The following is a 26,157-nucleotide window of genomic DNA, read 5'->3' as shown; positions in this document are numbered from 1 at the left end:
GCGGGCTGCTCGACTGCAGAGCCGCACCGCAGGTGCCGACGGACGCGAAAACGTCCGCGGCCGCCCCCGGAGGGGCGACCGCGGACGTCGGGGCAGCTAGTGGTGGCCGTTGCCGTGGTTCGCGGTGGTCGGGCCGACGGCGGACTTCGAGACCTGCATCAGGAACTCGACGTTCGAGGACGTCTCCTTCAGGCGGGACAGGATGATCTCGAGCGCCTGCTGCTGGTCGAGCCCGGCGAGGGCGCGGCGCAGCTTCCAGGTGATCTTGACCTCGTCCGAGCTGAGGAGCATCTCCTCGCGGCGGGTGCCCGACGCGTTCACGTCGACGGCGGGGAAGATCCGCTTGTCGGCGAGGTGGCGCGAGAGGCGGAGCTCCATGTTGCCGGTGCCCTTGAACTCCTCGAAGATCACCTCGTCCATCTTCGAGCCGGTCTCGATGAGCGCCGTCGCGAGGATGGTGAGCGAGCCGCCGTTCTCGATGTTGCGCGCCGCGCCGAAGAACTTCTTCGGCGGGTACAGCGCCGACGCGTCGACGCCACCCGAGAGCACGCGGCCCGAGGGAGCGGCGGTCACGTTGTAGGCGCGGCCGAGGCGGGTGATCGAGTCGAGCAGCACGACGACGTCGTGGCCCAGCTCGACGAGGCGCTTGGCGCGCTCGATGGCCAGCTCGGCGACCGTGGTGTGGTCCTCGGCCGGGCGGTCGAACGTGGAGGCGACGACCTCGCCGCGCACGGTGCGCTGCATGTCGGTGACCTCCTCGGGACGCTCGTCGACGAGCACGACCATGAGGTGGACCTCGGGGTTGTTCTGCACGATCGCGTTGGCGATCTGCTGCAGGACGATCGTCTTGCCGGCCTTGGGCGGCGCGACGATGAGGCCGCGCTGGCCCTTGCCGATCGGGGCGACCAGGTCGATGATCCGCTGGGTCAGCTTGCCCGGCTCCGTCTCGAGGCGCAGGCGCTCGGTCGGGTAGAGCGGCGTGAGGTCGTGGAACTCGACGCGCGCGGCGGCCTCGTCGACGGTCTGGCCGTTGATCGAGTCGACGCGGACGATGGCGTTGTACTTCTGGCGGCCGCCGCCCTCGCCCTCGCGGGGCTGGCGGATCGCGCCGACGACGGCGTCGCCCTTGCGCAGGTTGTACTTCTTGACCTGGCCGAGCGAGACGTAGACGTCGCTGACACCGGGCAGGTAGCCCGTGGTGCGCACGAAGGCGTAGTTGTCGAGGACGTCGAGGATGCCGGCGACCGGGATGAGGACGTCGTCCTCGCTGATCTCGGGCTCGAAGTCGTCGCCGACCGCTCCCCCGCGGCGCTTGCGGTCGCGGTAGCGGCTGCGGCGGCCGTCCTCGCCGTCGGCCTGCTGGCCGTTCTGCGAGGATCCCTGGGCGTTCTGCCCGTTGCCGCCCTGCGGCTGACCGCCCTGGTTGCCCTGGTTGCCGCCCTGGTTCGACGGCGCCTGGCCGTTGCCGTTCTGCGCGGCGCCGTTCTGGCCGTTGCCGTTCTGACCGTTGTTCTGGCCGCCGTTGTTCTGCGCGTTGCCGCCCTGGCCGTTCTGCTGGCCGTCGTTCGCCTGGCGGTCCTCGCCGCGGCGGTTGCGGTTGCGGCGGTTGCGGCCGCGGCCGGTGCCCTGCTGGTCGCCGCCGTTCTGCTGGCCGTCGTTCTGCTGGTCGCCGGAGTTCTGCTGCTCGTCCTGGCGGTCGCCGGAGTCCGGCTCGTCGCCGGAGTCCTGCGCGGCGGACTCGACGGCGTCGGTCGTCTCGGGCTGCTCGTTCTGCTCGGCGCTGCCGCCGCGGCTGCGACGGCGTCCGCGACGCTCGCGCTGGCCGCCCTCGCGGGAGGAGTCGTCCGACTCCGGCCCGTTGGGCAGCTCGATCTCGATGACGGGCCGCGGCGCCTGCTCGGCGTCGGGGACCTGCTCGATGACGGGCGGGAGCTCGGGGATGAGCGACTCGACACCGCTGCCGGCCGGGACGTTCAGGTGCTCGCCGGCAGCGACCGTGCCGCTGGAGGCGCGACGCGAGCCGCGACGACGGGGCGCGCGCTCGGCGGCGGGCTCGGCGACCGGCTCGGCGACGACGGGGAGCTCGAGCTCGACCGGTGCGGCCTCGGCGGCGGCGGGTGCCGGCTCCTCGGTCGTGGCGGCGGCCTGCTCGAGGACGTCGGCGGTGTCCGCCTCCGTGCTCTCGGCGGGCGCGGGCACCTCGGCGGGGGCCTCGAGCACCGGGGCGCTCTGCTCCGCCACGTCGGCGGGCTCGGCCTCGACGCTCGTGCCGTCGACGACGGGCTCGGCCTCGGCCGGCTCGGCGAAGGCCTGCTCGGCGACCGAGGGCTCGGCGGGCGCCTGCTCCTCGGCGGGAGCGGCGGGCTCGGCGCCCTCGGAGTCCGCACCGGCGCGGAGGTCCGAGATGGCCGAGACGAGCTCGCCCTTGCGGAGCTTGGAGGCTCCGCCGATGCCGAGGCTCGTCGCGAGGGCCTGGAGCTCCGCGACGCGGAGGCCGATGAGATCGGCGTTGGTGTCCGCGGCGGTACCGCGGGTGTTGACATCTGTCACTGGAGAGGGGTTCCTTCCCCCCGGGAGCGATCGCTCACCGGGAGAGCACATCAGCCGTGCGGGTCCATCGCGAGTTCTGATCCACGCGATGCTCTCGGTCGCCGGCTCGACCTGCCTCGGGAAGCGCAGAGAGGGCACGAGCGACCAGGCGCTGATCTGCAAGAGAAGCAGGGGCGCCCTTCACACGATGTGATGGCCGTGATTATCGGGACGATCCGTCGGACAGATTCCGCTCGTTACGCGGCTCCTCGGGATGCGATCCCCACTGTAGCACCCTTGAAGTCGACGGCCAGCATGTGCGCGCGCCAGGGCGTGTGCGCCTGCTTCGCCACCAGATCCGCGGCGGCGAGGCGCTGCGCGGGGTCGCTGCACAGGACGAGCACGCTCGGTCCGGCGCCGGAGACGACGGCCGCGTACCCGTGCGAACGCAGCAGCGCGATCAGCTCGGAGGTCTGCGGCATCGCCGCCGCCCGGTAGTTCTGGTGCAGCTTGTCCTCGGTCGCCGCGAACAGCAGCTCGGGGCTCTGGATGAGCGCCGCGATCAGCAGCGACGAGCGCGAGACGTTGAAGACGGCGTCCTCGTGCGGCACGCTGATCGGCTGCAGCGAGCGCGCCAGCCGCGTCGACATGGTGTGCTCGGGCACGAAGACGACCGGCGAGACGCCGCGATGCACCATCAGCTTCTTCGAGCGCGGCCGCAGCGGCGCCTCGGGCCCGCCCTCGGCACCCGGCTCGACCCACGCGATGGTGAGACCGCCGAAGAGCGCCGGCGCGACGTTGTCGGGGTGCCCCTCCATCTCGGTCGCGATCCGGAGCAGGTCGTCGGAGTCGAGCTCGACGATCCCGTCGAGCAGACCCTTCGCGGCCATGATGCCCGAGACGATCGCGGCCCCGGACGAACCCATCCCGCGGCCGTGCGGGATGATGTTGCGCGCGGTCACGTCGATGCCCGGCATCTCCTGCCGCTGGTCGGCGAAGGTGTAGGCGATGGCCTGCACGACGAGGTTCGTCTCGTCGGTCGGCACCTCGCCCTCGCCCACGCCGTGCACCGACACCCGGGCGCCCGTCGCCGTGACGGCCGTGACCTCGAGCTCGTCGTAGGCCGAGAGCGCGAGGCCGAGCGTGTCGAACCCGGGGCCGAGGTTCGCCGAGGTCGCGGGGACCTTGACGTGCACGGTGCGGCCGACGGGAACCGCCGAGGTCATGCGCCGGCCAGCCCCAGCACGTCGGCGATCGCCGCGGTGTCCACGGGCACGACGGTCGGAGTGATGTCCTCGCCGTCCGCGGTGCGCAGGGCCCACTGCGGGTCCTTCAGGCCGTGGCCGGTGACGGTCAGCACGACGGTGGCGTCCTTGGGGATCGCCCCCGCCTCGGCGCGCTCCAGCAGGCCGGCGACGCTGATCGCGGAGGCGGGCTCGACGAAGACGCCGACCTCGCCCGCGAGGATGCGGTACGCCTCGAGGATCTTCTCGTCGCTGATCGCGCCGAAGTAGCCGTCGCTGACGCTGCGCGCGTTGAGCGCGAGCTCCCACGAGGCCGGGTTGCCGATCCGGATCGCGCTGGCGATGGTCTCGGGGTGGCGGACGACCGCGCCGTGCACGATCGGCGCGGAGCCCTCGGCCTGGAAGCCGAACATGCGGGGCAGCTTCGTCGACTCGCCGCGCTCGAGCTCCTCGGAGTAGCCGCGGAAGTAGGCGGTGTAGTTGCCCGCGTTGCCGACCGGGACGATGTGGAAGTCCGGCGCGTCGCCGAGGACCTCGACGACCTCGAAGGCCGCGGTCTTCTGGCCGGCGATGCGGTCCGGGTTGACCGAGTTGACCAGGTGCACCGGGTAGTTCTTCGCGAGGTCGCGGGCGATGTCGAGGCAGTCGTCGAAGTTGCCCTGGACCTGCAGCAGCTGCGCGTTGTGCGCGATCGCCTGGCTCAGCTTGCCGAGCGCGATCTTGCCCTCGGGCACGAGCACCGCGGCGGTGATGCCGGCGTGCGTCGCGTAGGCCGCGGCGGAGGCGGAGGTGTTGCCGGTCGAGGCGCAGATGACGGCCTTCGCGCCGTGCTCGACGGCCTTCGAGATCGCCATGGTCATGCCGCGGTCCTTGAAGGAGCCGGTCGGGTTCATGCCCTCGTACTTGACCCAGACCTTCGCGCCCGTGCGGGCCGAGAGAGCCGCCGCCGGGATGAGCGGGGTGCCGCCCTCGCCGAGCGTGATGACGGGGGTCGCCTCGGTGACATCGAGGCGGTCCGCGTACTCGTGCAGGACTCCGCGCCACTGCTTGGCCATCTCAGGCTCCTTCAACTCGTAGAACGGACGTCACGGCGCCGACGAACCCGTGGGATTGGAGAGCGGTGACGGTGGCCGCCAGATCGGACTCTGCCGCGGCGTGCGTGCCGATGACCAGGGTAGCGGTCGGCTCGCGCCGCTCCGCACCGGTGTCGGCGAGGGGGTCGAGCACGGGCGGCGTCTGCACGAGCGTCTCGACGGAGACCCCGTGCTCGGCGAAGACGCCGGCGATCTGGGCGAGCACGCCGGGGCGGTCGAGCACCTCGAGCGTCACCTGGTAGCGGGTGGTGACGTGCCCGATCGGCAGCACCGGGAGTCCGGAGCTGGCGCTGGTGACGAGGCCCGGACCGCCGACGACGTGGCGGCGGGCGGCCGAGACGACGTCGCCGAGCACGGCCGAGGCGGTCTCGACGCCGCCGGCGCCGGCGCCGTAGAACATCAGGCTGCCGGCCGCCTCCGCCTCGACGAAGACGGCGTTGTTCGCGCCGTGCACGGCGGCGAGCGGGTGCGAGCGGTGCACGAGCGCGGGGTAGACGCGCGCAGAGACGCCCTCCTCCCCCGTCTTCGCGTCGACGAGGCGCTCGCAGATCGCGAGCAGCTTGATCACGTAGCCCGAGGCGCGGGCCTGCTCGACCTGCTGCTGCGTGACGCCGGTGATGCCCTCGCGGTGCACCAGCGAGACCGGCACGTCGGTGTGGAAGGCGAGCCGGGCGAGGATCGCCGCCTTCTGCGCGGCGTCGTAGCCCTCGATGTCGGCGGTCGGGTCGGCCTCGGCGTAGCCGAGCTCGGTGGCGAGCGCGAGCGCCTCCTCGAGGGTGGCGTGCTCGGTGTCCATCCGGTCGAGGATGAAGTTGGTGGTGCCGTTCACGATGCCGAGGATCCGGTGCACCCGGTCGCCGGCGAGGCTGTCGCGCAGCGGGCGGATGATCGGAATCGCCCCGGCCACCGCGGCCTCGTAGTTGAGCTGCGCGCCCACCTGGTCGGCGGCCTCGAAGAGCTCGTTGCCGTGCGCCGCGAGCAGCGCCTTGTTGGCGGTGATCACGTCGGCGCCGGAGGAGATCGCCTTGAGGATGTAGCTGCGCGCCGGCTCGAGGCCGCCGATCAGCTCGACGACGATGTCGGCGCCGAGGATCAGCGCCTCGGCGTCGGTGGTGAGGTACTCCTTGGGGATGTCCGCGGTGCGCGGCGCGTCGAGGTCCCGGACGGCCACGCCGGCGAGCTCCAGCGGCGCCCCCACGCGCTGGGCGAGCTCGTCGCCGTGGTCGAGCAGGAGGCGTGCCACCTGGGCACCGACGGACCCGGCGCCCAGCAGGGCGACGCGGAGGCTGCGGTACTCGATCATCGGAGGATGGCCTTTCGTTCGATGCCGGCATCGCGGCGGAGGAGGTCGTCCTCGGTCTCGCCGTGCACGATGACGCGCGCGACTCCGTCCCGGACGGCGACGACCGGGGGGCGGCCGAGGTGGTTGTAGTTGCTCGACAGCGACCAGCAGTAGGCGCCGGTCGCGGCGACGGCGAGCAGGTCGCCCGGCTGCACATCGGCGGGGAGGAAGTCGTCGTGGACGACGATGTCGCCCGACTCGCAGTGCTTCCCGGCCACGCGCACGAGGGCGGGCTCGGCGTCGGAGACGCGGTTGGCGATCCGCGCCGTGTAGTCCGCGCCGTAGAGGGCGGGCCGCGCGTTGTCGCTCATCCCGCCGTCGACGCTGACGTAGCGGCGCACGCCGTCCGTGCCGACCGCGACGTCCTTGATGGTGCCGACCTCGTAGAGGGTCAGCCCGGCGGGCCCGATCAGCGAGCGGCCCGGCTCGATGGCGATGTGCGGCACCGGGATCCCGCGGCTCGCGCACTGCTCGCCGACCGCGTCCGCGATCGCCGCGGCGATGTCGTCGATCGGGGTCGGATCGTCGGCGCTCGTGTAGGCGATGCCGAAGCCGCCGCCGAGGTTGAGCTGCGGGACCGGGCCGTCGGCGAGGAGCCCCGCGTGCACCGCGAGCAGTCGCGAGGCGGACTCGGCGAAGCCGGCCGAGCCGAAGATCTGCGAGCCGATGTGGCAGTGCAGGCCGAGGAAGCGCAGGCTCCCGTGCGAGCGGATCCGCGCGACGGCGTCCGGGCAGTCCTCGAGGGTGATGCCGAACTTCTGGTCCTCGTGCGCGGTGGCCAGGAAGCTGTGGGTGTGCGCGTGCACGCCGCTGTTCACCCGGAGCCGCACCGGCTGGACGCGGCCGTGGCGCTCGGCCGCCGCGGCGACCCGCTCGATCTCGAGCACGCTGTCCAGGACGATCGCGCCGACGCCGGCCTCGACCGCCCGATCGATCTCGGCGAGCGACTTGTTGTTGCCGTGCAGGCCCATGTGCTCGGGCTCGACGCCCGCGGCGAGCGCGACGGCGAGCTCTCCCCCGCTGCAGGTGTCGATGTTCAGGCCCTCGGCGCGCATCCAGCGCGCGACCTCGGTGGAGAGGAACGCCTTGCCTGCGTAGTAGACGGTGACGCCGGTGCCGATCCGGCCGAGCTCGCGCTCGAAGGCCTCGCGCGTCGCGACGGCGCGGCGGCGGGCGTCGTCCTCGTCGACGACGTAGAGCGGGGTGCCGAAGCGGGCGGCCAGCTCGGTCGCCGCGACGCCGGCGATCTCGAGACCGCCGTCCGCCGAGCGGAGCGTGCCGCCGGACCAGACGCCGTCGGCGAGCGCGTTCGCGTCCTCGGGGCGGTGCAGCCAGTCCGGAGCGAGGGGATGACGGGGGGCGCGGACGGGTGCGTCGGCGTGTGCCACGGGTGAGACCTCACAGGAGAGAGTGGGAGCGTCACTGCGTGGCGAGCGAGTCCGGATTGACCCCTGAAGCCAGCAAGATCCTTGAGAGTGCTGTCGGTGGCAGTGCTCTCGGTGCGCGCACTGCCGGCGTTCGGCCCGCGGGACACGCGGGCACAGGGCTCCGATCCTACCGGTCGTGCGCTGCGCGTCCGTCCCGGGTCAGGAGCAGACGCCGGTCTCCTGCTGCGCCGGGTCGCTGAGGAACGTCGGAGAGAGGTCGAAGGAGGCGTTCAGCGAGTCGGCCGTCACGGCGACGTCGGTGAGCGCGAGCCCCTGCGGCACGGCGTCGGCGATGCAGACGGAGCGCGCGGCGAGCAGCCCCTCGGCGACGGCGCCGAAGCGGTCCTCGACGTCGGCGGCACTGATCGTGGTGCCGCCCGCCGTCACCTCGGACGGCGTCAGCTCGATCGCGCCGTCGGCCGCGCCGAGCTCGATGCCGACGCCCGCGGCGAGGGTGAGCCCGAGCACGTCGACCGAGGTGTTCACGCGCACCAGCGGCGGGTCGAGCGTGACACCGTCGATCGGCACCTGGCTCCGGGCGGCGACGAGCGTGCTCACCGAGTCGGGGTCGAGGGCCACGGTCGCGCGTCCCGCCTCGAGCGGACCGTCGCCGCTCGCGGGGACGCCCTCGAGAGTCGCGTCGACATCGCCGTTCAGGTCGCCGAACGCGACGTCCTCACTGCGGATGTCGAGCCGGTCGAGCGAGCCGGCGATCAGCTGCGGCAGCACCGCCCAGCCGGCGACCTCGACCTCGACGGGGTGGTCCGCGGGGAGCGAGAGCGCCTCCCGGATGCTCGACGCCGCGGTGTCGGCGACCGCGCGGCGGGCGAGCACGTCGCCGACGACGGCGGCGACCGCCAGCAGCACGATCACGATCACGGCGACGATCGCGATCCGGCGGCCGCGGCGCGGCTCACCGGCATCGGCGGCGGTCACATCCGGTCCGGAGCGGTCACGCCGAGCAACGAGAGCCCGTTGCGCAGGACCTGCGCCGTCGCGTCGTTCAGGCGCAGGCGGGTCGAGTGCACGGCCTCGATCGGGTCGTCGCCCTGCGGGACCACGCGGCAGTTGTCGTACCAGCGGTGGTAGAGACCGGCGATCTCCTCGAGGTAGCGGGCCACACGGTGCGGCTCGCGCAGCTCGGCGGCCAGGGCGACGATCCGCGGGAACTCCTGCAGCCCGCCCAGCAGTGCCGACTCGCTCGGGTGAACGAGCGTCTCGGGGGCGAACGGCTCGCGCGGCACGCCCGACGCCTCCGCCTTGGCCGCCACCTGCCGGGTGCGGGCGTGCGCGTACTGCACGTAGTAGACGGGGTTGTCGTTGCTGCGCTTCGTGAGCAGGTCGAGGTCGATGTCGAGCGAGGAGTCGGCCGAGGAGCGCACCAGCGAGTAGCGCGCGGCGTCGACGCCCACGGCCTCGACCAGGTCCTCCATCGTCACCACGGTGCCGGCGCGCTTGGACATCCGGACCGCCTGGCCGTCGCGGAGCAGGTTGACGAGCTGCCCGATCAGGATTTCGAGGTTGACGCCCGGGGTATCGCCGAAGGCCGCGCACATCGCCATCATCCGGCCGATGTAGCCGTGGTGGTCGGCACCGAGCATGATGATGGCCCGGTCGAAGCCGCGCTCGCGCTTGTCGAGGTAGTAGGCGAGGTCGCCGGCGATGTAGGCCGCCTCCCCGTCGCTCTTGATGATGACGCGGTCGCGGTCGTCGCCGAAGTCCGTGGTGCGCAGCCAGGTCGCTCCGTCGGCCTCGAAGATGTGGCCGAGCTCGCGGAGGCGCTCGATCGCCCGCTCGACGGCACGCGACTCGTGCAGCGAGTTCTCGTGGAAGTAGACGTCGAAGTCGACGCCGAACTCGTGCAGGCTCTGCTTGATCTCGCCGAACATCAGGTCGACGCCGATCGAGCGGAAGGTCTCGTTCAGCTCGGCCTCGGGCAGGACCGAGAGGTCGCCCGGGTAGGCCGCGACGACGCGATCGGCGATGTCGGCGATGTACGCGCCGCCGTAGCCGTCCTCGGGCGTCGGCTCGCCGCGGTAGGCGGCGAGGACGCTCCGGGTGAAGCGGTCGATCTGCGCGCCGTGGTCGTTGAAGTAGTACTCGCGGGTCACCTCGGCGCCCTGCGCGATCAGCACGCGGGCCAGGCTGTCGCCGACGGCCGCCCAGCGGGTCCCGCCGATGTGGATGGGGCCGGTGGGGTTGGCCGAGACGAACTCGAGGTTCATCTTCAGTCCGGAGTAGGCGGAGCCGGTGCCGTAGGCCTCGCCCGCGTCGACGATCGCGCCGGCGAGCGCGCCCGCCGCGGCGGCGTCGAGCCGCACGTTGAGGAACCCGGGGCCGGCGACCTCGACCGAGGCGACGCCGTCGATCGCGCCGAGGCCCTCGGCGAGCTCGGTCGCGAGCTCGCGCGGGTTCGCCCCGGCCTTCTTCGCGATCTTCATCGCGATGTTCGAGGCCCAGTCGCCGTGGTCGCGGTTCTTCGGCCGCTCGAGCACGACGTCGCCGAGCGCGACCTCGGCGTCGCTCCCCCGTCGCTGCACGGCGTCGAGGACGAGGGCGTGCAGGGAGGCGGCGAGCTGTTCGGGAGTCACGGAGCACGATTCTACCGGCCGGTCCCCACGCGCCTTCTTCCTCCGGATCGAGCAGCCCCTCTCCTTCTGCTGATCGAGTAGCCGGCGCAGCCGGCGTATCGAGATCCACTGCCGCCAGCACTCCACCCGCCCGCGCCCCGGCGCCCCGACCGCCGCGATTGCTAGGGTGCAGCGCATGCGCCGACCCGCCGCCCTCGCCCTGATCGTCGCCGTCGCGGCCCTCGCCGGCTGCGCGCCGGCCGCGGATCCGGCGCCGAGCGCGAGCGACGCGGTCACCGGCACTCCGATTCCCGTCACCTGCGAGCAGCTGGTGCCCGCCTCCGCCCTGACCGGCCTCTGGGCGAGCTTCTCCCCCAGCGACGCGGTGGAGCCGACCGCGGTCTCCGCCGAGATCGCCGGCTACGACGGCCTGGTCTGCGGCTGGGCCGACTCCGAGGGCGCCGACTTCCAGCTCGCGGTCGCCCGGCTCGACCCGGCCGTCATCGAGGCCCTCAAGAACGAGTTCTTCACCACGAGCGAGGCCGTCCCGACCTACGGCCGGCCGCCGGAGATCGAGGGCTACTACGAGGTCGCCGACAGCCGCGGCATCGCGGACGCCTTCATCGGCGACCACTGGCTCGAGGCGTCGAGCGCGTCGTTCGTCGAGCCGGGCGACCCGGAGCCGCTCGTGCGCGCGGCGCTGGACGCCCTCGCCGACTGACCGCCGCGGTCGGTGGGGCCGCTCAGCCCAGGCGCACCGGCGAGACGTGGTCGTCCTCGATGACCTCGTCGCAGGTCGCCTCGACGTTCATCGTCTCGAGCCGCAGGTCGGTGAGGTAGCTGCTGAGGAAGGCGGTGTCGGCGGTGTCGCGGCCGGAGGAGATCCGGAGCATCGACGGCCGCGGAGCGAGCCGTGTCGCGTCGACCACGTGCCAGGCCCCGTCGACCCAGGCCTCCGACACCGCGTGGAAGTCACGCGGCTCGAGGCCGGGAGCGTAGACGGCGGTCACCCGCGCCGGGATGTCGAGCGCGCGCAGCAGCCCCACGACGGTGTGCGCGAAGTCGCGGCAGACGCCCTGCCCGCTCTCGATCACCTGCGCGGCTCCCCCGGTCGCGACCGTCGAGCCGTAGACGTAGGAGAGGTGCGCGTGCACCCACTCCTCGACCGCGGCGAGCGCCTCGAAGCCCCGCGCCCGGCCGAACTCGCGCCGGGCGATCCCGCCGAGCGCATCCGTCTCGGCGTAGCGGCTCGGCCGCAGGTACTCGACCAGCTCGAGCTCGCTCGGCTCGTCCGGCACACCGCGCCCGGAGACGCGACCGCGGTACTCCACCTGCATCGCCCCGGCGTTCGCCGCGACACGGTGCACCCGCGCGCCGTGCCGCGCCGGGAACTCCCGCACCGGGACGGGCTCGCCGTCCAGAGTGACGGTGAACGAGTCCTCGAACTCGTCTCCCGTCGGTGTCGCCGCCATCAGGAAGATCAGGTCGGTCGGCCCGTTCAGTCGCAGGCCCAGCGAGGCGGAGACGGTGCGCAGCATGCCTCCATCGTGGCACGACCGCACGGCCCGCCAGGGCGTCCGGCAGCGCCCACCCCGGGTGCTAATGTTGACAGGCACTCCTGGCCCCCATAGCTCAGGGGATAGAGCACTGCCCTCCGGAGGCAGGGGCGTAGGTTCGAATCCTACTGGGGGCACCACTCTCGAAGGCCCGGAATCACGCGGAAAGCAGCGCAGCCGGGCCTCCCTCGCTCCCGCTCGCCTTCTCTGACGACCGTCCCGACCAGGTCAGGGTCCTCGGCCGATCAGCCGCCGCCTGTGGCCGCGCGCCGCCGTCGCCGGAGACGCTCGACGATGCCGAGCACCCGGGCGCGCACGGCCTCGGTCCTCCGCTCCGTGAGCGCGCCGAAGGCCCAGCCCACGGCGCAGGCGAGGAGTGCGAGAGCGAGGACGGCCGCCCAGCTCGCCGCCGACGGCTGCCACCGGGCCGACGGCGGCGGGAACAGCAGCGCGTGGAGCAGCATCAGCACGGGCACGTGCGTCGCGTAGAGCGAGAACGAGAACCCCGAGACCCAGGTGCCGCCGCGCAGCAGGCGGTCGAGACCCTTGTCCGGAGTCCCCTCGGAGTGGCACAGCACGACGACGAGGGCCGCCGCCGCGACCGTCGTCGCCCACGTCGTCCAGCCGAGATCGTCCGTCCCTGCTTTCGCGAGGCGATCGACCGACATCGCCGCGATCAGGAGCAGCAGCACCGCGAGGATCGAGGCGGCGGTGCCCTTCGGTCCGAGTCGGGAGAGGAACCGCGTGGCCGCCGATCCCTTCCAGGCGACCGCCGCGCCGGCGAGCCAGGCGAGGAAGAGGCCGGTGCCCGCCGGCCCGAGAACGCAGACGATCACGACGGCGGCCCCGGCGCACAGCACTCTCCGCTGCCGAGAGCCGCGCGTGAGCCCGACGAGGAGCAGCGGGAACAGGAGGTAGTAGCCGGCCTCGTAGCCGATCGACCAGAGCGGCTGGTCGGTGCCGAAGGGCCGGACCAGGTGCGGCTGGAGGAAGATCACGTTGCCCAGCGCACCGAGGACGCCGCCGTCGACCTGGGCGGAACCCCCCGGCGCGTACTGCGGCCGGTCCGCGAGGAAGGCGACGCCGACGGCGTCGAGGACGGCGGTGAGCACGAGGGCCGGGATCAGGACGAGCCAGAGCCGGGTCAGTCGGGACGTGAGGTACCTCGTCCAGCTGAAGGCGTCGCGGGAGAGGGAGCTGAGCACGGAGCCGCCGACGAAGAAGCCGCTCAGGACGAAGAAGACGATGACGGCGCCGTGACCGAGGGACGTCAGCGCATAGAGCGCGCTGTCGACGGGACCGAGCCGCGTCTCACCGGCCGGGATCAGGAAGGCCTGCCGCACGTGGGCGACGAGGACGAGCAGTGCGGCGCAGGCCCGGACGGAGTCGAGGGCTCGGTAGGTCATCGCCGCCGCTCCATCCGATCACCCGGACGCAGCGGAGCTCGTAGCGATCGCAGCGGGGGACGTCAGAAGGCTGCCGTATCGGCGGCACCGCTCGTTCGCAAGTCGCTGCTAGGGGCAAAATTGTCGCGGGACGGCGCGTCCACCGGGGTGCGAAATGCCTGCCCCAAGGATTCAGATCGAATGGCGTGCAGTCGGGGTGGCTAGAACACCCTGCGGAGCCGGAATATACGACGCTGTCACCGCAAGGAGAGGGCCGAGGCGCGCACCGAACACTGCAGGGATCGCCGACGGCCTCCGCGGTCTTGCCGCCAGTGGGGGTCCTCGTCGTCCGTGTTCAGCTGTAGTGGCCGTCGTCGTTCGCGCAGCCACGGGAACAATGAGGGTGGGCAAGATGACCGCCGCGACTGGCCGACCCTTGGCGGGACATCGCGATCGGGAGGCTCATTCCGTCGCAGACCGAGCGCCGTCGCCGATTTGGGATCCGTCGGTCCTGCAGCCGACGTGACCGAGGCGAAACACTCCCTTTCGCTGGGAGGACCACGCGGCACAACAGAGCGCCGTCCTGCGCCGCACTGCAGGTGATCCACGCCCGCCGCTGGACACTGCGTGACCCCGCAACCAGACTCACCTGCATGAATTTCGCGGAGCTTCGAGCCAACATCCGGGGAGACTTTGCCGCTCGGGGACGCACGTCCGACCGGCTGACGGTCCTCATCTTCCGGGTCGGCCAGTACGCCACCGGCCCGAAGGCTCGCTTCCCGTTGTACCTCCTGTTTCGCCTCGCCGACTTCCTCTGGACTCGTGCCATCGTGGGCGCCGAGCTCCCGGCTACCGCGCAGATCGGCCCGGGACTGCGACTTCCCCACTGGGGGCGTGGGGTCATACTTCATCCACGAACCGTAATCGGCCGAAACGCGTACATCTACCACGGAGTGACGCTGGGCGAGTCGAAGGGCGGCACCCCGACGATCGGCGATGACGTCTACGTCGGAGCGCGCGCGACGATAATCGGTGGCGTTACCGTCGGCAGCCGATCGCGCATCGGTGCAGGAGCAGTCGTGGTCCGGGACGTTCCGGCAGATGAATCGGCCGTAGGAGTGCCTGCACGGCCGACAACGAGGGCGCTCTAGCAGCTGCCCGCAGATTCCCGCGCCACATCGTCAGCGCGCGTGGCATGGTCGCTCGGAGACACTAGCCCGGACCCATCCCCCGCTGACGATGGTCGACTACAGACCACCTCGATGTGGACAAGCCGAATCGGACGATCTGACTCGGGCTAGTCGCTCTTGGTGGGGTCGGACACGACGGGCATCGACGCTCGCTGCCGCTCGACCGGTCGCTGGAACGGCAGCAGGAGGAGCATGATCGGCAGAGCGACCAGCCACAGAACGACCGACAGCATGACTCGGCTCCAGATCAATATGAAGGAACTCACGGTCGCACGGCGCCGTGAGGGAGCGGGACGCACGACGTCGGTCGCCTCCGGGCGCTGTTGATTCTGTCGGGGCAAATTCGAAGGTGCGGGCATGGGGATCACCGTTTCGTCGACGTCGCGAAGTTCCGTCAGACGGATTGCGCTTCGGGTGCACATGCCTCGCCGGGAGACGTCGAGTCCTATTCGTACTCGTGCCGAAGTCTGATTGGTATCGTTTGGCGTGAAATGAGGCAAAATCACGGTCGCGAGCGCGAGTTCGTCCGACGGACAGCGAGAAGTCATCCGTCGCTTGAGTTTCGTAGGGGTCCGTCTCACGGGCCCGTCCTTGCCGAAGTCACTCGAAACGCGCTCGGCGCACACCGCGTTCCTGAGAGCGGCGTCGTAGGGTGAGCGCGTGAAGATCCTTGTCGTCGAAGACGATCCAGCCATGGGCGAAGCACTCGTGGGCGGCCTAGAAGACGCCGGCTACGAGGCGGAGCTGACGACGAACGGCATCGACGCGCTCGTCGCGTTCAGCAACGCCGAGTTCTCGGCCGCCATCGTCGACGTGATGCTCCCCGCGATGTCGGGCTTCGAGATCTGCCGGCGCATCCGCGAGCTGGGCCGCTCCACGCCGATCCTGCTGCTCACCGCCCGCGACTCCGTCGAGGACCGCGTGTTCGGCCTGGACGCCGGCGCCGACGACTACCTGACGAAGCCGTTCGCGTTCACCGAGCTGAACGCGCGGCTGCGGGCTCTGCTGCGGCGGAGCCCCTCGCTGATGTCCACCTCGATCGAGGTCGGCCGCATCACCGTGGACGGCTCGAGCATCCGCCGCACCGCCGACAACACGCGCATCCACGTCAGTCCGAAGGAGCTCGAGCTGCTGAAGCTGCTGATCTCGCCGGTCGGATCGGTCGTCACCCGCCAGCGCATCCTCTCCGAGATCTGGGGCGGCGGCGAGATCGTCGACAACAACATCGTCGACCAGTACGTCAGCTACCTCCGCAAGAAGCTGCCCGCCGAGGACACCGGGGTCAGCATCGTCACGGTGCGCGGCAAGGGCTACTTCCTCCGCCCGGTCGAGTAGCCGCATGGCCGCCCCGAGCCCGCTCGCCGCGGCGCGTGCCGCGAGGCGGCGCTCGGGAGCCCTGTCGATCCGCGCCAGGATCACGGTCGGCTCCGTCGCCGTCGCAACCGTGCTCTTCGCCCTCGCGGCGATGCTCTTCTACCAGGTCGTCACCGGGATCGTCGAGCGCAGCGAGCGGACGATCCTCGTCTCGATCGAGGACGAGATCCGGCGGGACATCGCGGCGGGCGACGTCCCCCGGGTCCGGGACTCCTCCACGGGTCAGCTCTATCTCGCGATCACCCCGGACGGCGCGGTCGACGCGACCACCATGCCGACCGAGGTGCGCCGCTCGGTGCAGGCGGAGCTGCGCGAGCGCGCGGCCGACGCAGTGCCGCGCTACACCGAGGTCGCCACCGCCACCACGCGCTACCTGGTGCGTATCACCGCGGTGGACGGCGAGGACGGCACCTGGAGCGTCGCCACCGCCCGCGACCAGGCCGCGTCGCAGCTGGTGCTCGACGACTTCGCGCACGTCCTGGTCTACGCCGCGATCTTCCTCGTGGTCACCTTCGGGCTCGCCTCCTGGATCCTCACCGGAGCGGCCTTGGCCCCGGTGCGCCGGATGCGCGCGCGCGCCGACCAGATCGCCGCCGACCCCACTCCCGGCGATCAGCTGCCGGTCGTCGGCACCCGGGACGAGATCGACGAGCTCGCCGAGACTCTCAATGCGTTCCTCGCCAAGCAGACCGCCTCCCTGGCGCGGGAGAAGCAGATGGTCTCGGACGCCAGCCACGAGCTGCGGACGCCGCTCGCCGCCCTCTCCGCTCAGCTCGAGATCGCGCACCACCGCGTCGAGGACCCGGTCGCCGTCGACCGCGTGATCCTCGACGCGCAGAAGAGCGTCGACCGCCTGGTCCGCCTCGCGTCCGCACTGCTGGACATCTCCCGGATCGAGAGCCGCTCGGCGCGGCCCGCCTCGCCCTTCGCCGAGCTGGTCGACGAGCTGGTCGGCGCGGTCGACCGCACCCGGCTGCTCGCCGCCGAGTCGGACGTCGAGATCGACTACGAGATCGACGAGCGCGAGCCCGCCCGGCTCTACGCCGTCGCCACTCAGGATTTCGGCCGGGTGATCGACAACCTCGTCCGCAACGCGATCCAGGCGATCGGCCACGGCGGGACGATCGTCGCGGCGCTCGCGCAGAAGGACGGCCGGCTGCTGCTGACGGTCTCCGACGACGGACCGGGCATGCCGGCGGAGTTCATCCCGGTCGCCTTCGATCGCTTCTCCCGTCCCGACGACTCGCGCACGATCGCCTCGGGCGGCAGCGGCCTGGGTCTCGCCCTCGTGCACACCACGGTGCTCTCCGGGGGCGGGACCGTGGCGCTCTCCAACCGGGAGCCGCACGGCCTCGCGGTCGACATCGTCCTGCCTCCGGTGGGCTCCGCCGCCCGTTGAGGCGACGGCCCGACGCACGGGCCGTCAGATCAGGACGGTCCGGTCACCATGGCCCGGACGCGAAGAAGGCCCCCGAATCGCTCCGGGGGCCTTCGAGGTGGGTCAGCGCCGCTCGTCCTCCGGACGGATCGGCACCGGCTCCGCGTCCGCGGGAGGCGGCGACCAGACCGGCGCCGTCGACTCGGCGGGGGTGCCGTCGAGCAGGTTGCGCGCGCGGTTCACCACCTCGGGGTCGACGATCACCGAGTAGCTGGTGGCGATGACCTGCATCGTCGAGGTGAAGTCGCGGCGGCGGCGGTTGACCGCGTAGGAGGCGAGGCCGAAGAGCATGCCGAAGCCGGCACCGAGCAGCACGGCCGCGATGAGGAAGGAGAACTCGGTGGCCGGCGAGAAGATGATCAGCAGCAGGCCGAGGAAGACGCCGAGCCAGGCGCCCGAGGCGGCGCCGGCCAGAGCGACGCGGCCCCAGGTCAGTTTGCCGGTGACGCGCTCCACGCTCTTGAGGTCGTTGCCGAGGATGGCCAGCTGCTTGACCGGGAAGTCGGCCCGGGCGAGGACGTCGACGGCCTGCTGCGCCTTCTCGTAGGTGTCGAAGGTGGCGAGGATCTCGCCGCGCGGGATCGTCGGGGAGACGGCGCCCCGGCGGTTGTTCATGGGCATCTGCTGAGTCACCTGCTCAGACTGTCACAGAGGACTTGGAGCATTCTGGACACGGATTGGGAGGTTCCCGAGCGCGCGGTGGGAGCGCCGGGACCCCGCGCTCGGCTTCCGCAGGGGCGCCCGGGTCTAGGTTGGTAGCCGTGAGTTCCGCCAGAGTCTTCGTAGCGCGCTTGGCCGGTTGCAGCGTCTTCGACCCGGCGGGCGATCGCGTCGGCAAGGTCCGCGACGTCCTGCTCGTCCCCCGTCAGAACGACGCGCCGCGCGTGGTCGGCCTGGTCGTCGAGATCCCCGGCCGCCGCCGGGTCTTCGTCTCGATCGGACGGGTGACCAGCATCGGCAGCGGGCAGATCATCACCACCGGTCTGATCAACGTGCGCCGCTTCGAGCAGCGCGGCGGCGAGGTCCGCGTGATCGCCGAGCTGCTCGGCCGGAGGATGACCTTCGTCGACGGCTCGGGCGACGCGATCGTCGAGGACGTCGCGATCGAGGAGGTCGGGCCGGGCGAGTGGGAGCTCGCACAGCTCTTCGTCCGCCGCCCCAAGACCAGCCCCTCCCCGTTCGCCAAGGGCGCCACCACCTTCGCCGGCTGGCGCGAGGTCCGCGAGAGCGTGTCCACCGAGGCGCAGTCCGCCGAGCAGTACGTGGCGAGCCTCGCCGAGCTCAAGCCCGCCGACCTGGCCAGCACGCTCCTCGACCTGCCGCAGCAGCGGATGCTCGAGGTCGCGGGCGAGCTCTCCGACGACCGGCTCGCCGACGTCCTCGAGGAGATGCCCGAGAGCGAGCAGGTCGAGATCCTCGGCCGGCTCGACGACGACCGTGCGGCCGACGTCCTCGACCAGATGCAGCCGGACGACGCGGCCGACCTGATCGCGCAGCTCTCGGACGAGCGCGGCGAGGCGCTCCTCGGCCTGATGGAGCCGGAGGAGGCGGACGACGTCCGCATGCTGCTCTCCTACGCCCCGGAGTCGGCCGGTGGACTGATGACGACCGAGCCGATCATCGTCTCCTCCGAGGCGACCGTGGCCGAGGGTCTCGCGATGATCCGCCGCCACGAGCTGGCTCCGGCGCTCGGCGCCGCGGTCTGCGTGACCCTGCCGCCCTACGAGCCGCCGACCGGCCGCTTCCTCGGCATGGTGCACTTCCAGCGGATGCTCCGCTACCCGCCGCACGAGCGCCTCGGCACCCTCCTCGATCAGAGCCTGGACCCGATCACGCCCGACACCTCCGCGGCCGAGGTCGCCCGCATCCTCGCGAGCTACAACCTCGTCTCGGTGCCGGTCGTGGACGAGTCGCACCGCCTGGTCGGCGTCGTCACGATCGACGACGTGCTCGACTACCTCCTCCCCGACGACTGGCGCAGCCACGACGGCGACGACGAACCGCGCGTGCCGGTGAGCACGACGACCCAGGGCATACCGATCCCGGCACCGGTGGCGGCGGCGGGCAGGTTCAAGGCAGGACGACGAGGACGGAGGGGTGCGCGTGGCTAGGGACACCAAGCAGGATCGACGGCTCGACGCTCCGAAGGGCCTGCGCACGCGGGTGCTCCCCCGGCGCAACCGGCAGAGCAGCGACCGCTTCGGCCGCCTGACCGAGTCGTTCGCCCGCGGCATGGGCACGCCGTGGTTCCTCGTCGGCATGACGATCTTCTGCGTGTTCTGGCTGCTGTTCAACACCTACGGTCCGGAGGAGTCGCGCTTCGACTCCCAGGCCCTCGGCTTCACGGTGCTCACGCTGATCCTGTCGCTGCAGGCCTCCTACGCGGCGCCCCTGCTGCTGCTCGCGCAGAACCGCCAGGACGACCGCGACCGCGTGCAGATCGAGCAGGACCGCCAGCGCGCCGAGCGCAACCTGGCCGACACGGAGTACCTGGCCCGCGAGGTCGTCGCGCTGCGACTGGCGATCCGCGACATGGCGAGCAAGGACTTCATCCGCTCCGAGCTGCGCAGCCTCGTCGAGGAGCTCGAGAAGGACCGGGCGGAGTCGACCGCGAGCGAGCGGCGCGATGCCTGACCCGGCGACGCCCGACACGGTCGATCCCGCCGCTCTCGAGCAGGCGGTCCTCGCCGCACTGGCGCGAGTCATCGATCCGGAGATCCGGAAGCCGATCACCGAGCTCGACATGGTCGACTCGGTGTCGGTGGCCGAGGACGGCGCGGTGACCGTGGCGATCCGGCTGACGATCGTCGGCTGCCCCGCGGCGTCCGCGATCGAGCGCGACGTGCGCGCCGCAGCCGAATCGGCTGCAGGCGTCGGCGCCGTGCAGGTCGAGGTCGGCGTGATGACGCCGGCGCAGCGCACGGCTCTGACCGAGCGGCTGCGCGGCGGGCGGCGCGAGATGCCGTTCGGCCCGGACTCGCTGACGCGGGTCTACGCGGTGACGAGCGGCAAGGGCGGGGTCGGCAAGTCCACGGTCACCGCGAATCTCGCGGTGGCTCTGGCCCGGCGCGGACTCGCGGTCGGGCTGGTCGACGCCGACGTGCACGGCTTCTCCATCCCGGGGCTGCTCGGCCTCATGCACGACGGCCGCGTCGCGGGGCCGACGCGGGTCGGCGAGCTGATGCTCCCCCCGGTCGCCCACGGCGTGAAGGTGATCTCGATCGGGATGTTCCTCGAGGGAGACACCCGCGGCGCGGCCGTCTCCTGGCGCGGGCCGATGCTGCACCGCACCATCTCGCAGTTCCTCACCGACGTGTACTTCGGCGACCTGGACGTGCTGCTGCTCGACCTGCCACCGGGCACGGGCGACGTCGCGATCTCGATCGGCCAGCTCCTGCCGCACGCGGAGGTGCTGATCGTGACGACTCCGCAGCCGGCTGCCGCCGATGTGGCGGAGCGCAGCGGTGCGCTCGCCCGGCAGTCGGGGCAGCGGATCGTCGGCGTGGTCGAGAACATGTCCGGGCTGCCGCAGCCCGACGGGTCCGTGCTCGAGCTCTTCGGCAGCGGCGGCGGGGCCGAGGTGGCCCGCCGGCTCAGCGCGAGCGGTGAGGACGTGCCGCTGCTCGCCTCGCTGCCGATCAGCGTGGCGCTGCGCGCGGGCGGCGACGACGGCCTGCCGGTCGTCATCGGCGATCCGGAGGACCCGGCCGCCGTCGCGATCACGGAACTGGCTCAGATGCTCGCCTCGCGCCCGCGCGGTCTGACGGGCCGCCGCCTCCCGATGTCGGTCGGCTGAGGCCTTCGCCGCATGCTCCGGCCTGAGCGGGTCCCGATACGCCCACTGCGCGGCCTACTCGACCAGCATGCAGTGCCGGGCCTCCACCACCCACGCTGGTCGAGTAGCCCCGCAGGGGCGTGCATTCATGCTGGTCGAGTAGCCCCGCAGGGGCGTATCGAGACCCACCGTCGTCAGCACTCCGGCCGACGGGCGCGGGTCAGGTGGCTTCGAGGTCGATGGGCGGGGGCGCCACCGTCGAGAGCTCGCCGGCTCCGGCCGAGCGCTTCATCGTCGTGTAGTAGCTGTCCGCCGTGGAGGCGCCGCCACCCGCGGTGACGGGCGCGGAGACCGCGGAGGGCGGTTTGACCGTGGGGGCCGGCTCGTCCTCGAGCAGGGCGTCGCGGATGATGCGCCGCGGGTCGTACTGCCGCGGATCGAGCTTGCGCCAGTCGACCTCGTCGAACTCGTCACCCATCTCGTCCTTCACGCGCTCGCGCGCCTGCGTGGCGAATCCGCGGACCTTCCGCACCAGCGCAGCGAGCTGCGAGGCGTAGTAGGGGAGGCGGTCAGGGCCCAGCACGAAGACGGCGATGACTCCGATGATGAGGAGCTTGTCGAACGTCAAACCGAACACGGGACCACCCTAGTCCGCCGCGCCTGCGCCGACGACCGCGCGGACCCCCGTACCCTGGCGATGCGCAGGCGCGATCCGCCCGCCGCGACCACCACCAGAGGAGCCCACCCGTGTCCGACAAGGATGCCAACTGGAAGTACGCCGAGGACGCCGTCGTCGAGCCCGAGGCGATCGCCTCCGCCCGGCGGCTCGCCGTCGAGCTGGGCATCGACGCGATCGCGCCCTCGATCGGCGCGCAGTCCGCCCTCGTCGCGGCGGCCGCCCGGGCGACGTCGATCATCGAGATCGGCACCGGCACCGGGGTGAGCGGACTCTGGCTGCTCGACGGTGCTCCGGAGGCGATGCTGACCTCGATCGACTCGGAGGCGGTGCACCAGCAGCACGCGCGCGCCCAGTTCCACGAGGCCGGCATCTCGCCGAACCGCCTGCGCCTGATCCCGGGACGCGCCCTCGAGGTGCTCCCCCGGATGAACGAGAACTCCTACGACATCGTCTTCGTCGACGGCGACCCGCTGCAGGTCATCGAGAACGTCGAGCACGCGCTGCGCCTGGTCCGCGTCGGCGGCACGGTGCTCGTGCCGCACGCGCTCTGGCGCGGCCGCGTCTCGAACCCGGCGCAGCGGGACGAGATCGCCTCCGCCTTCCGCACGCTGGTCGCCGAGGTCTGCGGCTCCCCCGCCGTGGTCAGCGTGCTGTCGCCGATCGGCGACGGGCTGCTCCAGGCGAACAAGCGCCGCGCCTAGCACCGAGCCGACCCCGGGAACGAGGGAACGCCCGCCGCATCGGATGCGGCGGGCGTTCTCGACGGTGCTGGTGGGTCAGGCTGGAGTCACCACCGACGCGAGAGCGTCGTGGAGTTCTTTCGCCTCTGCATCGTTGACTGAGACGACGAGGCGTCCGCCGCCTTCGAGCGGAACGCGCACGACGATGAGTCGCCCCTCCTTAACAGCCTCCATCGGTCCGTCTCCGGTCCTCGGCTTCATGGCCGCCATAGAGTTCCCCTTTCGTGACGTATCCGTCTATTATCGTGCATCCGCGCCAGGGACGAAATCGGCGGCCTTCCGCGGAAACACGGCGTCGATCACGGCGGCGTCCAGTCGTAGCCGTCGACGGCCCAGCCGATGGTGATCCAGCCGATCTGGCCGGCGATCGAGACGATCACCAGCCCGCTCCGGAACAGGGGCGAGCGCGGCACCGCGAGCGCTCCGACCAGCGGGAACATCGGGCCCAGCAGGCGGAACGTGCTCGACTGCGGGAAGAAGAAGGCGAAGAGGTAGACGCCGTAGCCCGCGACCCACGCGCGGCTGAAGAGGTCCAGCCGCCGCGTCCAGGGCGAGGCCAGGATGCCGACGAACAGCAGCACGAGGACGACGACCAGCGCGATGCCGAGCATCGGCGCGCCGAACCACCAGCCGCCCCACCACGCGCCGCCCTGGAACCAGGAGGTGAAGGGGAACAGCTCCTGGTAGCCGATGTAGGAGGCTCGCCAGGCCAGCTCGGTGTCGGTGTAAGCCGTCGGCGAGCCGGTGACCGCCCAGGCGACGGCCGGCCACAGGAAGCCGACCACGAGGCCCCAGACCGTCAGCGCGACCGCGGGCACGGCGTCGGACCGCGGGAACGGCTCCTTCGCGCGCCGGACGAACCGGTAGAGGACGTAGAGGCCCATCGCCGCGGCGAAGGCCAGCCCGCTCGGGCGCGTCAGCCCGAGCGCGAGCACGGTCGGGAAGACCCAGGCGTACCGGCGCCGGACGAGCAGCAGCAGCACGATCGCGGTCAGCATCATCGCCATCGACTCGGCGTAGGCGATCTGCAGCATCGGCGAGGTGGGCGCGACGCAGAAGAACAGCACGGCGACGAGGGACTGCGACTCGCTCAGCGAGTGCCGCATCAGCCGGTAGAGCACCAGGCAGGTGACGGCCGCGCAGATCACCGAGACGGCGACGCCCGCGGTGGCCCAGCCGAGCCCGGTCAGCACCATCAGCAGGCGCACGACGACCGGGTAGAGCGGCATGAACGCCCAGGCGTTCTCGCCGATCTCCCCGGCCTCGGTCACGGGCAGCTCGGTCGGATAGCCGGCGGTCGCGATGATCTCGTACCAGCGGCCGTCCCACATCGTCGCGAAGTCGACATAGGCGGGTGACGGGCCGGTCCACGAGTTCGCCTGCTGATTCGCGGCGAACTGGAGCATGATCACGGTCGTCACGATGCGGGTGAGGACGAAGACCGCGAGGACGCGCGCCCACCAGGGGACGAGGCGCAGCTGCGCGCGGCGGCGGACCGGGAGCCCGGTGAGGACGGCGCTCACGCGGAGCCGCTCAGCCAGCGGCGGAGGCCCTCGGTGCAGGCGGTGATCTCGTGCACGGCGACGTGCTCGTCGTCGGCGTGCGCCTTGAGCGGGTCGCCGGGGCCGTAGTTGACGGCGGGGATGCCCATCGCCGAGAAGCGGGCGACGTCGGTCCAGCCGTACTTGGGCTTCGCCTCCGCGCCGACCGCGGCGATGAACGCCTGCGCCAGCGGGGCGTCGAGCCCGGGGCGCGCGCCCTCCGCCAGATCGACGACCTCGAGCTCGAAGCCCTCGAACAGCTCGCGGAGGTGGGCGACCGCCTCCTCGCCGGTGCGGCTGGGCGCGAAGCGGTAGTTGACGTGCACCGTGCAGAGATCGGGGATCACGTTGCCGGCCACTCCCCCGCTGATGCGGACCGCATTGACGCCCTCGCGGTAGACGAGGCCCTCGACCTCGACCTCGCGCGGCTCGTAGGCGGCGAGCCGGTCGAGGATCGGGGCGGCGGCGTGGATCGCGTTCTCGCCGACCCAGCTGCGGGCGGAGTGCGCGCGGCGGCCGTGCGTCGTCACGTCGACGCGGAGGGTGCCGTTGCAGCCGCCCTCGACCTCGCCCCGCGTCGGCTCGCCGAGCACCGCGAAGTCGGCGGCGAAGACGTCAGGGCGGTGGCGGGAGAGGCGGCCGAGGCCGTTGAGGTCGGAGGCGACCTCCTCGTTGTCGTACCAGATCCAGGTCACGTCGACGACCGGATCGGTCAGCTCGGCGGCGAGGACCAGCTGGACGGCGACGCCGGCCTTCATGTCGGTCGTGCCGCGGCCGACGAGGTGCTCGACGCCGTCGATCGTCTCGGCGCGCACCGGGAGGTTGTCATTGATCGGGACGGTGTCGAGGTGGCCGGCGACGACGACGCGCTGCTCGCGCCCGAGGTTCGTCCGGGCGACCACGGTGTGGCCGTCGCGGATCACCTCGAGGTGCGGGTACTGCTCGAGGGCGAGCTGCACCGCGTCGGCCAGCGCCAGCTCGTCGCCGGAGACGGAGGGGACGTCGCAGAGCACGCGGGTCAGCGCGATCGGATCCGAGCGCAGATCGAGGGGCGCGACGGGCGCCGGGGCGGAGGTCGGTACGGCCATGCGCCCCAGGGTACCGGCCGGATCGTGCGCGCTACCCTGGGCGACATGAGCCCCCAGAACACCGCTGACTCCGCCGTGCCTGCGCCCGCCTCCGCCTGGGGCTACGGACTGGCGACGATCGCCTCGGACGGCACCGTCCTCGACACCTGGTTCCCCGAGCCGCGGCTGGGCACGATCCCCGCGGGCCGCGACCCGTGGATCGTGCCGGCGGAGTTCGAGTCCCTCGCCGGCGAGGACGCGCGGCGCGAGGTGCGGATCGACGTGGTGACGCTGCAGATCGACCTGCAGAGCGCGCCGGCCTCGACCTCCGACGCGTACCTGCGGCTGCACCTGCTCTCGCACCTGCTCGTCCAGCCGAACACCGTGAACCTCGACGGGATCTTCGCGCACCTGCCGAACGTCGTGTGGACGAACGCCGGGCCCGTCGCGCCGGACTCGTTCACCCGGCTGCGTCCGTCGCTGCGGCGCCACGGGATCCAGGCCGCGGGGATCGACAAGTTCCCGCGACTGACCGACTACGTCACGCCGGCGAAGGTGCGCATCGCGGACACGTCGCGGGTGCGATTGGGCGCGCACCTCGCTCCCGGCACGACGGTCATGCACGAGGGGTTCGTCAACTTCAACGCCGGGACGCTCGGCAGCTCGATGGTCGAGGGCCGCATCTCGCAGGGCGTCGTCGTCGGCGACGGCTCGGACATCGGCGGCGGCGCCTCGATCATGGGGACGCTCTCCGGCGGTGGCGTGCAGCGCGTGTCGATCGGCGCGCGGGCGCTGCTCGGCGCGAACTCCGGCATCGGCATCTCGATCGGCGACGACACCGTCGTCGAGGCCGGGCTCTACGTCACGGCGGGCACGAAGGTCGTCGTCGTCGGCGGCGCCCCGCGCGCCGACGGTCGGCCGCAGACGGTGAAGGCCGTCGAGCTCTCGGGAGTGCCGAACCTGCTCTTCCGCCGCAACTCGCTCACCGGCGCGGTCGAGGTGCTCCCCCGCACCGGAGCCGGCATCGAGCTGAACACGGCTCTGCACGCCTGACGCGGGGGCGAGGCGCCTGCTGGTCGAATGGCCGCGGAACGCGGCGTAGCGAGACCCGCCATCTGCAGACGGCGGGTCTCGATACGCCCGCAAGCGGGCTACTCGACCAGCATGAGGTGCCCGCAAGCGGGCTGCTCGACCAGCATGATGCGC

Annotated in this window: 24 protein-coding genes and 1 tRNA gene; 10 read left to right on the top strand and 15 right to left on the bottom strand. The window is 71.9% G+C overall.

Features of this window, described 5'->3' with window-relative positions; genetic code table 11:
• Positions 1 to 96 precede the first annotated feature (96 nt).
• The 7 genes from rho to argS all read right to left on the bottom strand — a co-directional run bounded on the left by rho (position 97) and on the right by argS (position 10,227).
• On the bottom strand, positions 97 to 2,550 hold the full coding sequence (rho, locus tag EDF22_RS05050; RefSeq protein WP_260303302.1) for a transcription termination factor Rho: 2,454 nt from the start codon (positions 2,548 to 2,550) through the stop codon (positions 97 to 99).
• 236 nt (positions 2,551 to 2,786) lie between these two features.
• Positions 2,787 to 3,755 (bottom strand): homoserine kinase, encoded by a 969-nt coding sequence (thrB, locus tag EDF22_RS05045; RefSeq protein WP_123702856.1) that lies wholly within the window; start codon positions 3,753 to 3,755, stop codon positions 2,787 to 2,789.
• Entirely contained in the window at positions 3,752 to 4,828 is a 1,077-nt protein-coding gene (gene thrC / locus EDF22_RS05040; RefSeq protein WP_123702854.1) for a threonine synthase, read from the bottom strand. Before thrC ends, thrB begins: the two co-directional genes overlap by 4 nt.
• Position 4,829: 1 nt before the next feature.
• Positions 4,830 to 6,170 (bottom strand): homoserine dehydrogenase, encoded by a 1,341-nt coding sequence (locus tag EDF22_RS05035; protein ID WP_123702852.1) that lies wholly within the window; start codon positions 6,168 to 6,170, stop codon positions 4,830 to 4,832.
• On the bottom strand, positions 6,167 to 7,597 hold the full coding sequence (gene lysA / locus EDF22_RS05030) for a diaminopimelate decarboxylase (protein ID WP_123702850.1): 1,431 nt from the start codon (positions 7,595 to 7,597) through the stop codon (positions 6,167 to 6,169). The genes EDF22_RS05035 and lysA overlap by 4 nt, the downstream gene beginning before the upstream one ends.
• Positions 7,598 to 7,795: 198 nt before the next feature.
• Entirely contained in the window at positions 7,796 to 8,572 is a 777-nt protein-coding gene (locus tag EDF22_RS05025; RefSeq protein WP_123702848.1) for a DUF2993 domain-containing protein, read from the bottom strand.
• Positions 8,569 to 10,227, bottom strand: a complete 1,659-nt coding sequence (gene argS / locus EDF22_RS05020; RefSeq protein ID WP_132435770.1) for an arginine--tRNA ligase — start codon at positions 10,225 to 10,227, stop codon at positions 8,569 to 8,571. Before argS ends, EDF22_RS05025 begins: the two co-directional genes overlap by 4 nt.
• A 175-nt stretch (positions 10,228 to 10,402) precedes the next feature.
• On the opposite strand from argS, the gene EDF22_RS05015 reads away from it, so the two are divergent.
• Positions 10,403 to 10,927, top strand: coding sequence for a hypothetical protein (locus EDF22_RS05015; RefSeq protein WP_123702846.1), 525 nt, complete (start codon positions 10,403 to 10,405; stop codon positions 10,925 to 10,927).
• A gap of 22 nt (positions 10,928 to 10,949) precedes the next feature.
• On the opposite strand, the gene EDF22_RS05010 is transcribed toward EDF22_RS05015, so the two are convergent.
• Complete coding sequence (locus EDF22_RS05010) at positions 10,950 to 11,744, bottom strand: transglutaminase family protein (RefSeq protein WP_123702844.1); 795 nt, start codon at positions 11,742 to 11,744, stop codon at positions 10,950 to 10,952.
• 83 nt (positions 11,745 to 11,827) lie between these two features.
• Between EDF22_RS05010 and EDF22_RS05005 the strand changes: the two genes are divergently transcribed.
• Positions 11,828 to 11,902: transfer RNA gene (locus tag EDF22_RS05005), tRNA-Arg, on the top strand.
• 105 nt (positions 11,903 to 12,007) lie between these two features.
• Here EDF22_RS05005 and EDF22_RS05000 read toward each other — a convergent pair.
• Entirely contained in the window at positions 12,008 to 13,168 is a 1,161-nt protein-coding gene (locus EDF22_RS05000; protein WP_123702842.1) for an acyltransferase, read from the bottom strand.
• A 632-nt stretch (positions 13,169 to 13,800) separates the two neighbouring features.
• Between EDF22_RS05000 and EDF22_RS21470 the strand changes: the two genes are divergently transcribed.
• Entirely contained in the window at positions 13,801 to 14,298 is a 498-nt protein-coding gene (locus tag EDF22_RS21470) for a serine O-acetyltransferase (protein ID WP_123702840.1), read from the top strand.
• A 146-nt stretch (positions 14,299 to 14,444) separates the two neighbouring features.
• Here the strand turns inward: EDF22_RS21470 and EDF22_RS21225 are convergent, their stop codons facing one another.
• A complete protein-coding gene (locus tag EDF22_RS21225) occupies positions 14,445 to 14,570 on the bottom strand; it encodes a hypothetical protein (RefSeq protein ID WP_260303297.1) in 126 nt (41 codons plus the stop codon).
• Positions 14,571 to 14,997: 427 nt separating this feature from the next.
• Between EDF22_RS21225 and EDF22_RS04990 the strand changes: the two genes are divergently transcribed.
• Together EDF22_RS04990 and EDF22_RS04985 are read left to right on the top strand one after the other, a co-directional pair.
• Complete coding sequence (locus tag EDF22_RS04990) at positions 14,998 to 15,672, top strand: response regulator transcription factor (protein ID WP_260300519.1); 675 nt, start codon at positions 14,998 to 15,000, stop codon at positions 15,670 to 15,672.
• Positions 15,673 to 15,676: 4 nt separating this feature from the next.
• Positions 15,677 to 17,110 carry a cell wall metabolism sensor histidine kinase WalK gene (locus EDF22_RS04985; protein ID WP_123702838.1) on the top strand — a complete coding sequence of 478 codons (1,434 nt, stop codon included), beginning with the start codon at positions 15,677 to 15,679 and terminating at the stop codon, positions 17,108 to 17,110.
• 102 nt (positions 17,111 to 17,212) lie between these two features.
• Here EDF22_RS04985 and EDF22_RS04980 read toward each other — a convergent pair whose 3' ends face one another.
• On the bottom strand, positions 17,213 to 17,764 hold the full coding sequence (locus EDF22_RS04980) for a general stress protein (protein ID WP_185038735.1): 552 nt from the start codon (positions 17,762 to 17,764) through the stop codon (positions 17,213 to 17,215).
• 146 nt (positions 17,765 to 17,910) lie between these two features.
• On the opposite strand from EDF22_RS04980, the gene EDF22_RS04975 reads away from it, so the two are divergent.
• From EDF22_RS04975 to EDF22_RS04965, 3 genes are read left to right on the top strand one after another with little or no spacing between them, the layout of a single operon-like run.
• Positions 17,911 to 19,260 carry a magnesium transporter MgtE N-terminal domain-containing protein gene (locus EDF22_RS04975; RefSeq protein WP_123702834.1) on the top strand — a complete coding sequence of 450 codons (1,350 nt, stop codon included), beginning with the start codon at positions 17,911 to 17,913 and terminating at the stop codon, positions 19,258 to 19,260.
• Positions 19,253 to 19,783 carry a DUF1003 domain-containing protein gene (locus tag EDF22_RS04970; protein ID WP_123704723.1) on the top strand — a complete coding sequence of 177 codons (531 nt, stop codon included), beginning with the start codon at positions 19,253 to 19,255 and terminating at the stop codon, positions 19,781 to 19,783. The genes EDF22_RS04975 and EDF22_RS04970 overlap by 8 nt, the downstream gene beginning before the upstream one ends.
• Positions 19,776 to 20,945, top strand: coding sequence for an Mrp/NBP35 family ATP-binding protein (locus EDF22_RS04965; RefSeq protein ID WP_123702832.1), 1,170 nt, complete (start codon positions 19,776 to 19,778; stop codon positions 20,943 to 20,945). The genes EDF22_RS04970 and EDF22_RS04965 overlap by 8 nt, the downstream gene beginning before the upstream one ends.
• A 199-nt stretch (positions 20,946 to 21,144) precedes the next feature.
• Here EDF22_RS04965 and EDF22_RS04960 read toward each other — a convergent pair whose 3' ends face one another.
• Positions 21,145 to 21,561: a Sec-independent protein translocase TatB gene (locus EDF22_RS04960; RefSeq protein ID WP_123445460.1), complete on the bottom strand. Its 417-nt coding sequence runs from the start codon at positions 21,559 to 21,561 to the stop codon at positions 21,145 to 21,147.
• A gap of 110 nt (positions 21,562 to 21,671) precedes the next feature.
• Here EDF22_RS04960 and EDF22_RS04955 point away from each other — a divergent pair, with 110 nt between their 5' ends.
• A complete protein-coding gene (locus EDF22_RS04955; RefSeq protein WP_123702830.1) occupies positions 21,672 to 22,304 on the top strand; it encodes an O-methyltransferase in 633 nt (210 codons plus the stop codon).
• 75 nt (positions 22,305 to 22,379) lie between these two features.
• On the opposite strand, the gene EDF22_RS04950 is transcribed toward EDF22_RS04955, so the two are convergent.
• From EDF22_RS04950 to dapE, 3 genes are all read right to left on the bottom strand, one after another.
• Positions 22,380 to 22,553: a DUF3117 domain-containing protein gene (locus EDF22_RS04950; RefSeq protein WP_077221916.1), complete on the bottom strand. Its 174-nt coding sequence runs from the start codon at positions 22,551 to 22,553 to the stop codon at positions 22,380 to 22,382.
• Between the two features lie 89 nt (positions 22,554 to 22,642).
• The gene (locus tag EDF22_RS04945) at positions 22,643 to 23,866 is read right to left on the bottom strand and encodes a hypothetical protein (protein ID WP_260303294.1); all 1,224 of its coding nucleotides are present in this window, start codon (positions 23,864 to 23,866) and stop codon (positions 22,643 to 22,645) included.
• Entirely contained in the window at positions 23,863 to 24,972 is a 1,110-nt protein-coding gene (gene dapE / locus EDF22_RS04940) for a succinyl-diaminopimelate desuccinylase (RefSeq protein ID WP_123702828.1), read from the bottom strand. The genes EDF22_RS04945 and dapE overlap by 4 nt, the downstream gene beginning before the upstream one ends.
• 45 nt (positions 24,973 to 25,017) lie before the next feature.
• Here dapE and dapD point away from each other — a divergent pair, with 45 nt between their 5' ends.
• Positions 25,018 to 26,004 carry a 2,3,4,5-tetrahydropyridine-2,6-dicarboxylate N-succinyltransferase gene (gene dapD / locus EDF22_RS04935; protein ID WP_123702826.1) on the top strand — a complete coding sequence of 329 codons (987 nt, stop codon included), beginning with the start codon at positions 25,018 to 25,020 and terminating at the stop codon, positions 26,002 to 26,004.
• Positions 26,005 to 26,157: the final 153 nt, after the last annotated feature.

This window comes from Rathayibacter sp. PhB127, assembly GCF_003751665.1.
Taxonomy (GTDB): domain Bacteria; phylum Actinomycetota; class Actinomycetes; order Actinomycetales; family Microbacteriaceae; genus Rathayibacter; species Rathayibacter festucae.
This window is presented reverse-complemented; position numbering and strand designations above follow the sequence as displayed.

Coding starts and splice junctions, on each gene's coding strand:
- thrB (WP_123702856.1), bottom strand. CDS start 3,755: ATGACCTCGGCGGTTCCCGTCGGCCGCACCGTGCACGTCAAGGTCCCC.
- thrC (WP_123702854.1), bottom strand. CDS start 4,828: ATGGCCAAGCAGTGGCGCGGAGTCCTGCACGAGTACGCGGACCGCCTC.
- EDF22_RS05035 (WP_123702852.1), bottom strand. CDS start 6,170: ATGATCGAGTACCGCAGCCTCCGCGTCGCCCTGCTGGGCGCCGGGTCC.
- EDF22_RS05015 (WP_123702846.1), top strand. CDS start 10,403: ATGCGCCGACCCGCCGCCCTCGCCCTGATCGTCGCCGTCGCGGCCCTC.
- EDF22_RS05010 (WP_123702844.1), bottom strand. CDS start 11,744: ATGCTGCGCACCGTCTCCGCCTCGCTGGGCCTGCGACTGAACGGGCCG.
- EDF22_RS05000 (WP_123702842.1), bottom strand. CDS start 13,168: ATGACCTACCGAGCCCTCGACTCCGTCCGGGCCTGCGCCGCACTGCTC.
- EDF22_RS21470 (WP_123702840.1), top strand. CDS start 13,801: ATGAATTTCGCGGAGCTTCGAGCCAACATCCGGGGAGACTTTGCCGCT.
- EDF22_RS21225 (WP_260303297.1), bottom strand. CDS start 14,570: ATGCTGTCGGTCGTTCTGTGGCTGGTCGCTCTGCCGATCATGCTCCTC.
- EDF22_RS04985 (WP_123702838.1), top strand. CDS start 15,677: ATGGCCGCCCCGAGCCCGCTCGCCGCGGCGCGTGCCGCGAGGCGGCGC.
- EDF22_RS04980 (WP_185038735.1), bottom strand. CDS start 17,764: ATGAACAACCGCCGGGGCGCCGTCTCCCCGACGATCCCGCGCGGCGAG.
- EDF22_RS04965 (WP_123702832.1), top strand. CDS start 19,776: ATGCCTGACCCGGCGACGCCCGACACGGTCGATCCCGCCGCTCTCGAG.
- EDF22_RS04950 (WP_077221916.1), bottom strand. CDS start 22,553: ATGGCGGCCATGAAGCCGAGGACCGGAGACGGACCGATGGAGGCTGTT.
- dapE (WP_123702828.1), bottom strand. CDS start 24,972: ATGGCCGTACCGACCTCCGCCCCGGCGCCCGTCGCGCCCCTCGATCTG.
- dapD (WP_123702826.1), top strand. CDS start 25,018: ATGAGCCCCCAGAACACCGCTGACTCCGCCGTGCCTGCGCCCGCCTCC.